18 protein-coding genes are annotated in these 13781 nt (G+C 48.4%); all 18 read left to right on the top strand.

What is annotated here, in order from left to right; all coding sequences use genetic code 11:
• Positions 1 to 13: 13 nt before the first annotated feature.
• Positions 14 to 634 (top strand): hypothetical protein, encoded by a 621-nt coding sequence (locus ACIHKT_RS07205; RefSeq protein ID WP_086036257.1) that lies wholly within the window; start codon positions 14 to 16, stop codon positions 632 to 634.
• A gap of 83 nt (positions 635 to 717) precedes the next feature.
• Complete coding sequence (locus ACIHKT_RS07200) at positions 718 to 891, top strand: hypothetical protein (RefSeq protein WP_174192878.1); 174 nt, start codon at positions 718 to 720, stop codon at positions 889 to 891.
• 13 nt (positions 892 to 904) lie between these two features.
• Positions 905 to 1177, top strand: coding sequence for a spore coat protein (locus ACIHKT_RS07195; protein WP_086036255.1), 273 nt, complete (start codon positions 905 to 907; stop codon positions 1175 to 1177).
• A gap of 139 nt (positions 1178 to 1316) precedes the next feature.
• The gene (gene asnB / locus ACIHKT_RS07190; RefSeq protein WP_086036254.1) at positions 1317 to 3155 is read left to right on the top strand and encodes an asparagine synthase (glutamine-hydrolyzing); all 1839 of its coding nucleotides are present in this window, start codon (positions 1317 to 1319) and stop codon (positions 3153 to 3155) included.
• Between the two features lie 202 nt (positions 3156 to 3357).
• A complete protein-coding gene (locus ACIHKT_RS07185; protein WP_157658971.1) occupies positions 3358 to 3954 on the top strand; it encodes a LytTR family DNA-binding domain-containing protein in 597 nt (198 codons plus the stop codon).
• Positions 3954 to 4109: a hypothetical protein gene (locus ACIHKT_RS07180; RefSeq protein WP_157658969.1), complete on the top strand. Its 156-nt coding sequence runs from the start codon at positions 3954 to 3956 to the stop codon at positions 4107 to 4109. The genes ACIHKT_RS07185 and ACIHKT_RS07180 overlap by 1 nt, the downstream gene beginning before the upstream one ends.
• A 342-nt stretch (positions 4110 to 4451) precedes the next feature.
• Positions 4452 to 5330: a hypothetical protein gene (locus tag ACIHKT_RS07175; RefSeq protein ID WP_174192880.1), complete on the top strand. Its 879-nt coding sequence runs from the start codon at positions 4452 to 4454 to the stop codon at positions 5328 to 5330.
• Positions 5327 to 5503 (top strand): hypothetical protein, encoded by a 177-nt coding sequence (locus tag ACIHKT_RS07170; RefSeq protein WP_174403004.1) that lies wholly within the window; start codon positions 5327 to 5329, stop codon positions 5501 to 5503. Before ACIHKT_RS07175 ends, ACIHKT_RS07170 begins: the two co-directional genes overlap by 4 nt.
• A 22-nt stretch (positions 5504 to 5525) precedes the next feature.
• The gene (locus ACIHKT_RS07165) at positions 5526 to 5999 is read left to right on the top strand and encodes a hypothetical protein (RefSeq protein WP_404352213.1); all 474 of its coding nucleotides are present in this window, start codon (positions 5526 to 5528) and stop codon (positions 5997 to 5999) included.
• The gene (locus ACIHKT_RS07160; RefSeq protein WP_086036242.1) at positions 5996 to 6232 is read left to right on the top strand and encodes a hypothetical protein; all 237 of its coding nucleotides are present in this window, start codon (positions 5996 to 5998) and stop codon (positions 6230 to 6232) included. Before ACIHKT_RS07165 ends, ACIHKT_RS07160 begins: the two co-directional genes overlap by 4 nt.
• Positions 6233 to 6287: 55 nt before the next feature.
• Entirely contained in the window at positions 6288 to 6830 is a 543-nt protein-coding gene (locus ACIHKT_RS07155; RefSeq protein ID WP_404352211.1) for a hypothetical protein, read from the top strand.
• Positions 6815 to 7423 carry an ATP-binding cassette domain-containing protein gene (locus ACIHKT_RS07150; protein ID WP_404352209.1) on the top strand — a complete coding sequence of 203 codons (609 nt, stop codon included), beginning with the start codon at positions 6815 to 6817 and terminating at the stop codon, positions 7421 to 7423. Before ACIHKT_RS07155 ends, ACIHKT_RS07150 begins: the two co-directional genes overlap by 16 nt.
• A complete protein-coding gene (locus ACIHKT_RS07145; protein WP_086036233.1) occupies positions 7410 to 7892 on the top strand; it encodes a hypothetical protein in 483 nt (160 codons plus the stop codon). Before ACIHKT_RS07150 ends, ACIHKT_RS07145 begins: the two co-directional genes overlap by 14 nt.
• Before the next feature lie 242 nt (positions 7893 to 8134).
• The gene (locus tag ACIHKT_RS07140; RefSeq protein ID WP_086036230.1) at positions 8135 to 8752 is read left to right on the top strand and encodes an HD domain-containing protein; all 618 of its coding nucleotides are present in this window, start codon (positions 8135 to 8137) and stop codon (positions 8750 to 8752) included.
• 154 nt (positions 8753 to 8906) lie between these two features.
• Positions 8907 to 9284: a GntR family transcriptional regulator gene (locus ACIHKT_RS07135; protein ID WP_086036229.1), complete on the top strand. Its 378-nt coding sequence runs from the start codon at positions 8907 to 8909 to the stop codon at positions 9282 to 9284.
• Complete coding sequence (locus ACIHKT_RS07130) at positions 9284 to 9982, top strand: ABC transporter ATP-binding protein (RefSeq protein WP_086036225.1); 699 nt, start codon at positions 9284 to 9286, stop codon at positions 9980 to 9982. Before ACIHKT_RS07135 ends, ACIHKT_RS07130 begins: the two co-directional genes overlap by 1 nt.
• Positions 9976 to 10794: a hypothetical protein gene (locus tag ACIHKT_RS07125; protein ID WP_404352206.1), complete on the top strand. Its 819-nt coding sequence runs from the start codon at positions 9976 to 9978 to the stop codon at positions 10792 to 10794. The genes ACIHKT_RS07130 and ACIHKT_RS07125 overlap by 7 nt, the downstream gene beginning before the upstream one ends.
• A 191-nt stretch (positions 10795 to 10985) precedes the next feature.
• On the top strand, positions 10986 to 13616 hold the full coding sequence (gene clpB / locus ACIHKT_RS07120) for an ATP-dependent chaperone ClpB (RefSeq protein WP_174192885.1): 2631 nt from the start codon (positions 10986 to 10988) through the stop codon (positions 13614 to 13616).
• Positions 13617 to 13781: the final 165 nt, after the last annotated feature.

The raw sequence follows: 13781 nt of genomic DNA, 5'->3' as shown, positions 1-13781 counted from the left end.
AGGAATCAAAGCCTTGCAGAAAAAAGGAAAAAAAACAGATATTTTAGACTTATACGAGGAAACAGTTTATGCACAGGACAACTGGGAAAAAACACCGACGGCGGTATATGAACAGCGCGGCATGCCGATAGCAGATATCACGGTAGGAATCCTTTTGCTGTTCAGTGCGGTAACGGCTCTGGCGATGGGGCACGCGTACTGGTATTTGTATCTCCTCTTTTACGGGCTGGGTGCGTTTGTTTTTCTCATGGGTGTTTTTCATGTGGCCCGCCCCATTCTGCGTCGAGAGGGCAGTGACCTAATCGGTGTCAGCTGCGGCTTTATCCCAAGGGAGCATCGCCTGCCGCGCACGGCCCTGAGACGCATTATTCCCGAACCTGCGCCGGGTACCAAGCAGTACTCCAAGTTCCTGCGCTATTATGTGGAGCTGTATCCGGTTTCCGGCAAAAAAATTGATTTGGGGGAGCGCCATCTGAAAGAAGACGCCGCGCTTTCACTGGACGAATATCTGGCGTCCAAAGAAAAGCAGGCTGCCGCCCCGGAAAAAGCAACACCCATCCGTTCGCTGCTGATTTTGGAGATTGTACTGATTGCAGCTGGACTTGTGGGATTGATTTTTATTTTTAAAATTTAAAAAATTACCTCCGCCGGATTCCCGTCTGCAATGAATAGATCCCACTGCCGGTGGGTACATTAAACAGCGGAGGTGTTAATTTTATGAGCCCAAAGGAATTGTCCTATGTAGAAGATGCACTGGAACATGAGCAGTTTTTGCAGACACAGTGCGAAAACGCAGCGTCGTCCATGACGGACCCGCAGTTGAAACAGTGCGTAAAGCAGATGACGAACAAACATCAGCAGACGTTTCAGCAGTTTTTAGGCCTGCTTTAAGGAGGTACGGGACATGGATGACAAGAATACAATGCAAGAACTGCTTTCAGCAGAAAAAAATGCCTGTGACCTGTACCTGCACGGCAGCATTGAATCCGGTACGCAGAACGTGAACCAGGCTTTCACCAAGGCACTTCAGGATTCCCTGACTTTGCAGGGGGACCTGTACAAGAAGATGGCGGATAAGGGCTGGTACACGACACAGCAGGCACCGCAGCAGCAGATGCAGCAGGTAAAACAGAAATATAGCAGCCAGAGCCAGAGCCAGAGTCAGAGCCAAGGTTAATATCCTCTGGCCGGTCCGCAGACTTTCGAGTCTGCGGATTTTTTATGTTCGGCGGTTCCTTTTTCTTTTACGGTACATCTTTTTCCTTTTCGCATATTCTAAGAAAGAACAAGTGCGTAAGTGAAAGGAGCCAGGTTTTATGTGTGGAATTGCCGGATGGATAGATAAAAATCAGTATTTGTCAGATCAGCAGACGGCGCTGGACGCTATGTCCAGAACATTGGAGCGCCGTGGACCGGATGACCATGGCCAGTACACAGAGCCGAATGTTTGCCTGCTGCACCGCCGTTTGGCGGTTGTGGACCCGCAGAATGGGCATCAGCCCATGGTAACACATACCGCGCGGGAAACCTATGCGCTGGTGTACAACGGCGAGCTGTACAATACCGATGAACTGCGCAGTGAGCTGGAAACACTCGGCTGCCATTTTTCAACACACAGCGATACCGAGGTGCTGCTGCAGGCCTATGTTGCATGGGGAGCGGATTGTGTGCAGCGGCTGAACGGCATTTTTGCTTTTGCTGTATGGGAAAAGAACAGCCGGCGCCTGTTCGCTGCGCGTGACCGTATGGGCGTTAAGCCGTTCTATTATTATCCATACCCCGGCGGACTGGTGTTTGGGTCTGAAATAAAGGCCCTGCTGGCCAATCCAATGGTGGAGCCTGTCGTGGACAGCGACGGTCTGAATCAGATATTCCTGCTGGGACCGGGCGCTATCCCCGGCCGTGCCGTGTACTGCGGCATGGAGGAGCTGGCACCGGGCTGGTCACTGACCTTTCTCCCGGAGGAGGGTGTCAAGCTGCATCGTTGGTGGAAGCTGCACGCGAAAGAACATACAGAAGATGAGGCAACCAGTATCGCACACGTGCGTGCCCTGCTGACGGACAGTATTCGCCGTCAGCTGGTGTCCGATGTACCCTTGTGTACGCTGCTTTCCGGCGGGCTGGACAGTTCCATTATTTCGGCTGTCGCGGCACAGGAGTACAGGAAACAGGGCAGACAGCTGAACACCTATTCGGTGGACTATGTGGATAACGCAAAATATTTTCAGAGCAATCTGTTTCAGCCTGCACCGGACAGTGAGTTCGTGGGGGAAATGGTGGACGCCATTGGCTCCAAACATCACAATGTTGTGCTGGACAACGCGGCACAGGCGGACGCACTGCTGGACGCCGTGCGTGCGCGGGACTATCCCGGTATGGCGGATATTGATTCGTCGCTGCTGTTGTTCTGCCGAGAAATTAAAAAGGACTACACAGTTGGTCTTTCCGGTGAGTGTGCAGATGAAATTTTCGGCGGGTATCCATGGTACCACCGGGAAGAAATCCTGTTTGAGGATACGTTTCCGTGGTCACGTTCGGTCAACCTGCGTACCAGCATTCTGCAGCCGGGCGTCCTGAAAGGGGACAGTGCTGCCTATGTGCGTGCGGAATATTTAAAAACAATCAATGACACAGAGAAGCTGCCGGGAGAAAGCAAAAAAGAAGCGCGTATGCGGGAAATGTTCCGCCTGAATACTGACTGGTTTATGCAGACGCTGTTAACCCGCAAAGACCGGATGTCCATGTACAGCGGCGTGGAAATGCGTGTACCGTTCTGTGATCACCGGCTGGTGGAGTATACCTATAATCTGCCGTGGGAGTTAAAGAGCCTGCACGGACGGGAAAAGGGCATTCTGCGTGAAGCCTTCAGTGATATGCTTCCACAGCGGATTGCATGGCGCAAAAAGAGCCCCTATCCGCGCACATTCAGCCCGGCGTATTCGCAGCGTGTTATGGAACTGTTCCGGCAGGTTATGGAAAAGGGCAGCCCGCTTACTGATATGCTGAACTTTGACCGTCTGCGTGACCTTGCGGAACATCCGGATGACCTGTCGGAGCCGTGGTATGGGCAGCTTATGCGTGTACCGCAGATTTTTGCTTATCTGCTGCAGATACACTGGTGGATGACAGAAAACCATGTACGAATTGTGCAGTAAAGAATCGTAACGATTATATTTAAAAAGCAGCAAAGCCACCGAACTAGGCTTTGCTGCTTTTTGCGGTATTAGCATAGTTTCTAAAAAGTTTGTAAACTCGATGAATGACTTTAGAAAACACTTTCCGGTGTTTATTCCATACATTCTTCAAATTGCATTTATAGTGCAGTTTATGTTAAAACTTTACAAGGTGGTGAGTGGAGTGGACAAGGATAAGATTATGCGGCTGGCAATATGCGACGATGAGCTGCCCATGCGGCAGCAGCTTCAGAAAAGAACAGAAACTTTTATGGCAGAACGGCAGATACCTTATACGCTGGATACTTTTGCAAGCGCAGAGAAACTGCTTACAAGCGAAAAAATTTATAACATTGTACTGATGGACGTACGGTTTACCGGCATGGATGGTATGCAGGCGGCAATGGCACTGAAAGCGCGCTGTATGGATACGCTGATAATTTTCATCTCCAGCTTCGTGCAGTATGCACCGCTTGGCTATCAAAGCACCATTCGGTATATTTTAAAGTCACAGCTGGATGTGTATTTTGCAGAGAGTTTGGATGCCGCAATCAGCCAAATCCATTTGCAGTCGGACACGGTCGAGGTCTGCTATGGAAAGAAGTCTTCACAAATACCATTAAGTCAAATTCTGTACCTAGAAAGCGCCAACCGAATGATTCAATTACATCTGGAGGCAGATTCGAAAGAAATGTTTCCATTAAAATGTTATGGAAAACTTGAAGAATATGAAATGATTCTTCAAAAAAGAACTTTTTGCATTGCCACAAAAGCTACTTAGTGAATTTGAGAAAAATCAAGCGTATGACAGAAAATTGTTTCTTTTTGAAAAACGGTGAAAGTGTGCCTATTAGTCGAAGATGTTTTTCAGAGTCAGAAAGAATTTACAAGCTGTTTTTAGCGGAAACATCGGGCAATCTGCAGATTATCCCATGATTTTCATGGCCATGTGGTTAGTATCCGCAGCTATTTGGAGCAGGGTGAACAGGAAGCAGCACTACGGTATGTTTGCTCAATTTCCGAAAAAGCAATCCATGCTATTTTGCCGGTACATACCAATGTGCAGACAGTGGTCACACAGAATTATAGCTATTTTTCTTTGTCATGTCAAGATGGAATTTTTCACTTTTTAGTGTCATTTGATGAAAACAGAATGAATTCTTCACCAATTTCAACATTTTGAATACCAGTTTCAACAAGATGACTTGAAAAAGGAAAAATTGGTGATATAGTGATGGAGAAAAAAGGGAAAACAAGAAATGGCATTGAAAGCATGGAATGAAAAACTTGCAGATTTTAAATGCATGGAGATGTAAAATGTTAAGAAATTTACAGAAGACAAACCTTAAAGTCCTTTTTAGGAATCGGCGATTTTATATTGTGCTGTGTGCCGTTCTGGCTTATGTGCTGTTTCCAACGTTGGTGGAATCGATGCAGATGTACAAAACGGATCAGGCAACGTTGTCAGCCGCGTATGTTTACTTTGGACAGGCACAAGTTAGTGTAGTACATACTTTCGACAGTTATGGATTGTTCTTTATCATGCTTTTTCCTTTTGCGGTTTCCTTGGCGTATTCCGACTGTAATTTCGAGGAAAAGCAATATGGGAGCGACCGCATTGTCATTGCGAGGGTTGGCCGCAGCCATTACTATACCGCACAATGGCTGACTGTTTTTATTGCAGGAGCATTGATTATTTGGATTCCCTTGGTGATTCAAAAGCTGGTATTCATGACTGCAATTCCGTTGGATTCTCTGAAAATAACTCCCACCTATCCATTGGATCCTTACACTGCGTTTTATAATCTATCGTATTGGAAACCATTGTTCTATAATCATCCTTATATCTATTTTTTTCTGTATGATTTTATAACAGCATTTTTGGGGGGACTTTTTGCATTGCTTTCTTATGTCCTTTCTGTTCATACCAAGCTGAATCATTTTCTAGTATTGACTGTCCCGGGAATTTGCTATATCATTGCTGGCTTGCTGGGCGGTCTTGGGAACGAAAAATATATGCCTATTGCATGGATGGTACCGCCTTTCCGGGCGGCAGGTACAAAGCTGTCCTATCTCCTATGCGGAGCGGCTGTGCTTTTGCTCTTCGATTTAGCAGGGCTGCTTGTAAAAATTCATGTGAGGCGGGATGAGGTATGACGCTGCGCGCACTTAGAAAAGTCTATCTTCGCAATCGGTCGACCGCTGTGGTGCTGCTGGTCCTGCTGGCTTTTACAGCCTTGGGGATTTTCAGACCGAATATGCTGGCGCAGTTTGCGTGGGAGCAACATCCGAAGTTTTATTTTGCTGCAGCCGCAGATTCACTTTTTTGAGCAGGAAACCGTTTTCTGCAGATTGCTCTCGAAAAGAAGGCTGTGGCTGCTTCGGCTTGCAATTGGCGCGGCGAGTGCGGTTCTTTATGTTGTGCTGCTGTACCTTTTGCTGTTTATACGAGCGGCCGTTTTTGGGCAGCTGACGCATTATGCGGAAAACGCAGCTTTCTTTCTGTTCGCGTTTGTGTCGCAGTGTGCAGCTTACGCCTGCATTACCTGCGTTTACCTATTCTTCGCGCAGGTATTTTCGAATTGCATTTTGGGCTGTGTTGTCAGTTATGGCCTCGTTTTGTATGACTTTATCGTCTTGCAGGGGGCTTTGGATTGGGGTGAACTAGGCATTATGGAAGCGATTGCTGTTGTTCCGGGACATACGAATGCATATGGAATCAACTTGATACGGAATGCGGCTGTCATCGTGGCGGTTGCTGTAATAGGCGCAATCGTTTGTCCCGGATGTGATTGTCTCCCCAAGGAGAAAGGGGAGCAGAAATGACGCTGAAAAGGCTGCTCTATCAAAGCTATCGCTACGTTGTTACCGGTGCTGCCTTTTTGCTGCTTCTGTTTCCGAATTTAAGCGTTGCTGCACAAATGCACGGCAGTCTGGAGTTCTATTTTCTGGCTTGCTACGGCGGTATTTGCGATGTGGAAGATATTCTGTCAATCTCCAATTTACGATGGATGATTCCCAATGTGGTGTCGGTCTATATGCTTTCCAACCTTTTTTAGAGGATTGCCGTATTAGTTATGTGTATGTTTTTACGCGCTCGCAGAAAAAGTCGGGGTGGCTGTTTCGGCAGATGCTCCATTTGCTGAAGAGAGAACCTGCAGTACCTTTGGTCTGCTTTTTGCTGTCACACTGTTAATTGGTGTTTTTAACGGGTTAAAACCGCAAAACGGCATACACACGGTAATTTTGCTGTTGACATTGTATTTGCTTAATGTAGGTACTGTATTCCTTTTTGCTTTTCTGCAAAATGCCTTTTCCCTCAAACTAGGCGGTGCTGCTGCATTCCTTATAGTGCTGCTTTTATATTTAGTGCCAATTTTTCTGTGCTGTATACTTTACGGTCAAGCTGCATCACTGGTACCCTTATATATCCTGCTGCCCGGTGCCAGCCAAATGCTCTTGTGGCACACACTTCCGTTTACGGTTCCCGGTCAGGAGATATTTGGAATTGTGCCAGTCCCCGGTGCCGCCGCGGGAGGCTGCATTTGTGCAATTATCCTGTGGTGTATTGCTTGTTATTGGCTGCACCGCCAGTGGTTTTGCAAGCAGGACATGATTTCATTGATGAAGGAGGAACAAGGATGGGCGTTACAGTAGAAGTGAAAAATTATACGAAAACAATTAAGGGGCAAACCGTTCTTTCAAATGTGACTTTGCAGTTGGAAAGCGGTGTCTGCTATGGACTATATGGTCATAATGGGTGCGGCAAGTCTATGCTTATGCGCGCGATTGCGGGGTTAATCTGCCCTACAGAGGGCAGTGTGATGGTTCTTGGAAAGGAACTGAATAATTCCAATTCTTTCCCAGACAGCTTAGGACTGATTATTGAAAACGTTGGTTTCTGGCCTTATTTTACGGGACTGGAAAATCTTAAATTACTGGCTTCCATCAAAGGGCAGATTGGGGAGCCGGAGATTCGGGATTCCATTACACGCGTGGGACTTGACCCGGATGACCGGCGGGTCTATCACAAGTACTCACTGGGCATGAAACAACGGCTGGCCATTGCACAGGCGATTATGGAAAAGCCCAATTTAATTTTATTGGATGAAGCTACCAACGCATTGGATGAAAACGGCGTTGCGTTAATCCGAAAAGTTGTGCAGGAAGAAACCGAACGCGGAGGAAACAACGTCATTTTTAGAGGGAAAGGGTTTTCGCACCGGTGCAGACCTTGTGTCAGGTTCTGATATTATCGTGCAGGGAAAATGGTCGGGCGAGCGGAAAGCAACCAATGATGCGCTTTATACCCCTGTAAACGTGGAAAAAGTGAATAAAGGCAGTGCTTCGTTAGTAGGAAAAACGATTTTGGTTGTACAGCAGATGAATGTAATTGAAAATACTGAGCAAGCATTTTATTATGACGCGGCACAAAATGCAATGATTCCATTGCAAAAAGATGTTGAATATTTATTACTGCTCAAACATGTACCATCGGATGCATCAAAAACTGTGGACTCCATGCAGTATTATCCTGTCAGTGAATCTGCATTTGGTATCTATCGATTGTCTGACAAAAAGCAACCGCGTATTTTAAAATCCACAGAAGAAATAATTCACTTTAGCGAACTACAGAATTTTGACTTATATACCTCAAAGCAGGCACAGCTAGACAAGTATTATACATATAAGGCTGACGTTTTTGCAGCAATACACTAATAACGTTTAATAAACTAGCCATGATGTTCTATAGTTGTGACCTGAATTACTGAGCTGATAAGCGACATCTGAAGCCACAGATTTAAACACAACTGTTAAAAGACAACTATAGAATTTATCAATGGTGGATGACAGAGAACCATGTTCATCTGGTGTAATGTCCGTTCTGTATGCAAAAGGTTCCCTCTTTTTTGTGGATATGGTATAATCATAGCCAGAAGTTAGGAAGGAGCCGTAACAGGATGGAATATAAAGAAGAGTTCATAGAGATTTTTCAAAGCAAGGTCAAACGTGAGGGAGCGGCTGAGCTGCTGGAATGGCTGCAGAAGCGGACGGACTTTTTCACAGCACCTGCCAGCACCCGTTATCACTGCGCCTGCCCGAGTGGTTTGGTACAGCACAGTATCAGCGTCTATAAGACCATGATGAACTGGTTTGAGCCGGAAACGGACAGCGAGGAAAGCTACGTTATCTGCGGGCTGCTGCATGATATCTGCAAGGCGAATTTTTATAAACAGAGTACGCGCAATGTCAAAAATGACGAAACTGGCAAATGGGAGCGCCGCCCTTACTACAGCATCGACGACCAATTCCCCTACGGTCACGGTGAAAAGTCTGTCTTTCTCATCGAGCGCTTTCTGCGTTTGCGTACCAGCGAGGCCATGGCTATCCGCTGGCACATGGGTGGATTTGACGATGCGGCACGCGGCGGCTGCAAAGCAATTTCACAGGCATACGAAAAGTATCCGCTGGCTGTAAAGCTGCATTTGGCCGACTTCGAGAGCACCTATCTGCATGAAAAGGGAACGTCCGTTGTGCCGAACAATCACCCGCACAACAAGCAGGCCCCAAAGGTCTGACTCAAAACCAAACATGGTATTTTTTCTGCGCCGAAGGCATACAACAGCCTCTGGCGCAGTTTTTTATTTTTCAAAAAAGTACTTGACAAAGCAGCTGTACCAATGTATTATTGTATTAGGTTGTTAGTACACTAGTACAGAAGGAGGAAAAAAGATGGCTTGGCAGTTCTCTTCAGACCGACCAATCTACACCCAGCTGGCGGACCAGATAAAGCTGCGTGTGGTGTCTGGCAGGTACCCTGCCGGCAGCAAGCTGCCCAGCGTGCGGGAGCTGGCGGCGGAGGCCGCCGTCAATCCCAATACCATGCAGCGGGCTTTATCACAGCTGGAAACGGAGGGCCTGCTGTTTACCCAGCGGACCAGCGGCCGCTTTGTTACGGATAAGGAGGAAACCATTATGGACTTGAAATCATCCCTTGCACAGAAAGTTATCCAGGAGTTTCTGCAAAAGATGGAAAGTCTTGGGTTTACCCAGGAGGACGCTGCACAAATGGTGCAGAAGGCGGAAAAGAGAGAGAGGGAGGTATCCTGATGGAACCAATTTTACAGTGCAGCGGGCTGTGCAAAAACTATGTCGGAAAGACCGCCCTGCAGAATGTAAACTTGAAAGTTGAACGCGGCCGCATTGTGGGATTGCTGGGACCGAACGGCAGCGGAAAAAGCACCTTGATTAAACTGTGCAGCGGCCTGCTGACACCCAGCACCGGCATTCTTTCGATTGCCGGCATGGCGCCCGGTGTGGAAACAAAAAAGATTGTTTCCTATCTGCCGGAACATCGCTACTTAAGCGACTGGATGTGCGCGAAGGACCTGCTTACTGTTTTTTCTGATTTTTATGCGGACTTTGACATGAGCAAGGCACTGGATATGCTGCAGCGGCTGGGCATCAGCCTTTCCAGCCGCCTGCGTACCATGAGCAAGGGAACCCGTGAAAAAATGCAGCTGATTTTAGTGATGAGCCGCAATGCCCAGCTGTACCTGCTGGACGAACCCATCGGCGGTGTGGACCCCGCCACCCGAGATTACATTTTAAATACAATTATTAGCAACTACAGTGAAAATGCTACCGTTATCATCAGCACTCACCTGATTGCAGATGTGGAGAAAATTTTGGACGAAGTTATTTTCCTGCGAGAGGGCAGCGTGCTGCTGCACACACCGGCGGACGAACTTCGTGAGCATGAGGGCAAGAGCGTGGACGCCTGCTTCCGGGAGGTATTCAAATGCTGAGTAAACTGATTCATTATGATTTTCGCTCGACCGGGCGTGCCTTTGGGCCGACCTATCTGGTTGTGTTGGCGCTGTCCGTACTGTACACGATTTTGAACCATATTCCGCACGCGAATTCCCGCCCGCTGACTGCTTTGTTTGATATTATTTGCGGGCTGTATATTCTTTCTTTGTTTGCAATGTTCCTGCTGACGCTGATATTCTGCATCAAGTATTTTTATGATAATCTTTTTAAAGATGAGGGCTACCTAATGCATACCCTGCCGGTTACGCCGGCACAGCTGCTCTGGAGCAAGATTATCATCGGCGGTGTGTGGACACTGGCTTCCTGTGCCGTCGCGTTTGTAAGTCTGTGGATTGCCTCTCTGCCCGGCATTCGTTCAGATATTCGTTATGACAGAGAATTTCTGCAGTTCTGCCAGCAGGCACTGAATAAGCTGGCGGAAAATCCGGAATACATTGGCGTGCTCCTGCTGTCAATACTGACGATAATTGCAGGTTTGATATTTGTTGAACTGCTTTTCTATACCTCTATGAGTATCGGCAGCTTGGTGAAAAGACATCACCGCATTGTCGCCGTGCTGGTGCTGATTGGTTTTATGATTGCGCACACTATTTTGCTCGGCATCCTTTCTACGCTCTCTGACATACAGGAAGTGCAGAACTTTGTGGAACGAGTGAGTTTCTCGCTGAATGAGGTACAGGAAATGTGTGCGACGCTTGGCTGTGTGCTGGCGTATTTTGTATTGTTCATCGGCGTTAATTTTGTCATTAACAATGTCATTATGAAGAAACACTTGAACCTAGAATAAGAGAATTAGCACTCTTAAAGATAGAGTGCTAATGTTTACAAACGATAAATAGAATATTCACATACCGTTCATCTTCTGTGGATATACTAGCGCTTGTAAGGTGAAAGGAAGGTTCCCGCAGCGGGACCTTACCGGCGCCCTCGGGCGCTTTTCCTTTTGCTGCTTCGTTTTTTGAAGGAGTGTGAAGACCTATGAACGCACAGAATTTTACACAGAAATCACTGGACGCGATTCAGCGGGCGCAAAGTCTCGCTTTGTCGCACGAGAACATGCAGATTGAACAGCTGCATTTGTTAAGCGCCTTGCTCACACAGGAGAATGGGCTGATTCCGCAGCTGCTCAAAAAAATGAACATAGACCCGCAGGCATTTCTGCAGGACGTCAACGCGGAGATTGAAAAAATGCCGGCCGTTTCCGGTCCGGGGCGGGAGCCGGGCAAAATCTACATTGCACAGGATGTGGATACTGCTTTAACGGAATCGGAATCTGCGGCCAAGCATATGAACGACGAATATGTTTCCGTGGAGCACCTGTTTATCGGCCTGCTGCGCCGCGCCAACGGTACACTGAAAACACTGTTTAACAAATACAATCTTACGGAAAGCCGTTTTCTGGACGCACTTTCCAGCGTACGCGGAAATACCCGTGTCACCAGCGACAACCCGGAGGAAACCTATGCGGCGCTGTCCAAATATGCGACCGACCTTGTGCAGGCAGCCCGTGACCAAAAGCTGGACCCGGTTATCGGACGGGATGCGGAAATTCGTGATACCATTCGTATCCTTTCCCGCAAAACGAAAAACAATCCAGTCCTAATTGGTGAACCAGGTGTTGGCAAGACGGCGATTGTAGAGGGTCTGGCACAGCGGATTGTACGCGGAGATGTGCCGAACAATCTGAAAGACCATAAGCTGTATTCGCTGGACATGGGCGCTTTGATCGCCGGTGCCAAGTACCGCGGCGAGTTTGAGGAACGCTTTAAGGCGGTACTCAATGAGGTGAAAAAGTCAAACGGCCGCATTATTCTATTTATCGATGAGCTGCACACCATTGTCGGTGCCGGTAAAACCGAGGGCAGCATGGATGCCGGAAACCTGCTGAAGCCCATGCTGGCCCGCGGCGAACTGCACTGCATTGGTGCCACGACGCTGAATGAATTCCACCAGTATATCGAAAAGGACGCTGCACTGGAACGCCGTTTTCAGCCCGTTATGGTGAGTGAACCGTCTGTGGAGGACACCGTGTCTATTCTGCGCGGCTTAAAGCAGCGCTATGAAGTGTTCCACGGCGTAAAAATTACCGACCAGGCGCTGATTGCCGCCGCAACGCTTTCTAACCGCTACATTACGGACCGGTTTCTGCCGGATAAGGCCATTGACCTTGTCGATGAAGCCTGCGCTACGGTGCGAACCGAAATTGACTCCATGCCGGCGGAGGTGGACGATGTTTCGCGTAAAATCATGCAGCTGGAAATTGAAGAGGCTGCCCTGAGGAAAGAGGACGACCGCTTGAGTCGGCAGCATTTGGCTAACCTGCAGAAAGAGCTGGCGGAACTGCGCGAACGGTTCAAGTCCATGAAAGCCCAGTGGGAGAACGAGAAGAAGGACATTGGAAAAGTCCAAAATCTTCGTTCTGAAATTGAAAAGTGCAATGCCGCAATAGAGGAAGCCCACCGCAACTACAACCTTGAAAAGGCAGCGGAACTCCAGTACGGCAAACTGCCGGAACTGAAAAAGCAGCTGGAAGAACAGGAACAGATTGCGGAAAAAGAGGACGACCACCATTTGCTGCGTGACCGTGTGGACGAAGAAGAGATTGCCCGCATTGTCGGCCGCTGGACCGGCATTCCGGTCAGCCGCCTAATGGAGGGCGAACGCGAAAAGCTGCTGCGCCTGCCGCAGACACTGCATGAGCGTGTCATTGGACAGGATGAAGCGGTGAATAAAGTCAGCGATGCCATTCTTCGTTCCCGTGCGGGCATTCAGGACCCGAACCGTCCCATTGGTTCGTTCCTGTTCCTCGGTCCTACTGGCGTCGGCAAAACAGAGCTTGCCAAAGCATTGGCACAGGCACTGTTTGACGATGAGCGAAACTTGATTCGTATCGATATGTCCGAATATATGGAAAAATTCAGTGTGTCGCGCCTGATTGGCGCACCTCCCGGATATGTCGGATACGAGGAGGGCGGCCAGCTGACCGAGGCTGTGCGCCGCAAACCATACAGTGTGGTGCTGTTCGATGAGGTGGAAAAGGCGCATCCGGACGTCTTTAATATCCTGCTGCAGGTGCTGGACGATGGCCGCATTACGGACAGCCAGGGCCGGACAGTGGACTTTAAGAACACCATTCTCATCCTGACTTCCAACCTCGGTTCACAGCAGATTCTGGAGGGCATTCAGCCCGATGGCACCATCAGTGAAAAGGCACGGGAGGAAGTTCACGGCCTGCTGCGCCACCAGTTCCGTCCGGAGTTCCTGAACCGTTTGGACGAAATTGTATTTTATAAGCCGCTTACAAAAGAGGAAATCAGCCAGATTGTCAATCTGCAGATTGCGTCTCTTGGCAAACGTCTGCGGGGCAGAGAGCTGGGGCTGCAGCTGACCGACGCTGCCCGCACCTATGTTGTGGACCAGGGGTATGACCCTGTATATGGCGCCCGTCCGCTCAAGCGCTTTATCCAATCCAATGTGGAAACACTGCTGGCCAAGAAGATGATTGCAGGCGACTTTGCGCCGCGCTCGACCATTGTTGTCGATTACGATGGGCATCAGCTGACGGCCAAAGCGGTTTTAAACGCCGAAACTGTTTCCGAAAAATCATAATTGCCTATTTTGAGGACTGCCGCAGCTTTTGCGGCGGTCCCTTTTGTGTGCCGGTTCCGGTACAGCGGAAAGTCACACTTCCGGACAGAAAACATTGACAAAATCCGAAAAATGGGTATCCTTAAATGATATAAAGCTTTTTTGAAAGACAGCAGAAGCCGGAGG

This window comes from Caproicibacterium sp. XB2, assembly GCF_044880635.1.
Lineage (GTDB): Bacteria > Bacillota > Clostridia > Oscillospirales > Acutalibacteraceae > Caproicibacterium > Caproicibacterium lactatifermentans.
Note: the sequence above shows the minus strand (reverse complement) of the source record. Positions and strands in the feature narration are given on the sequence as shown.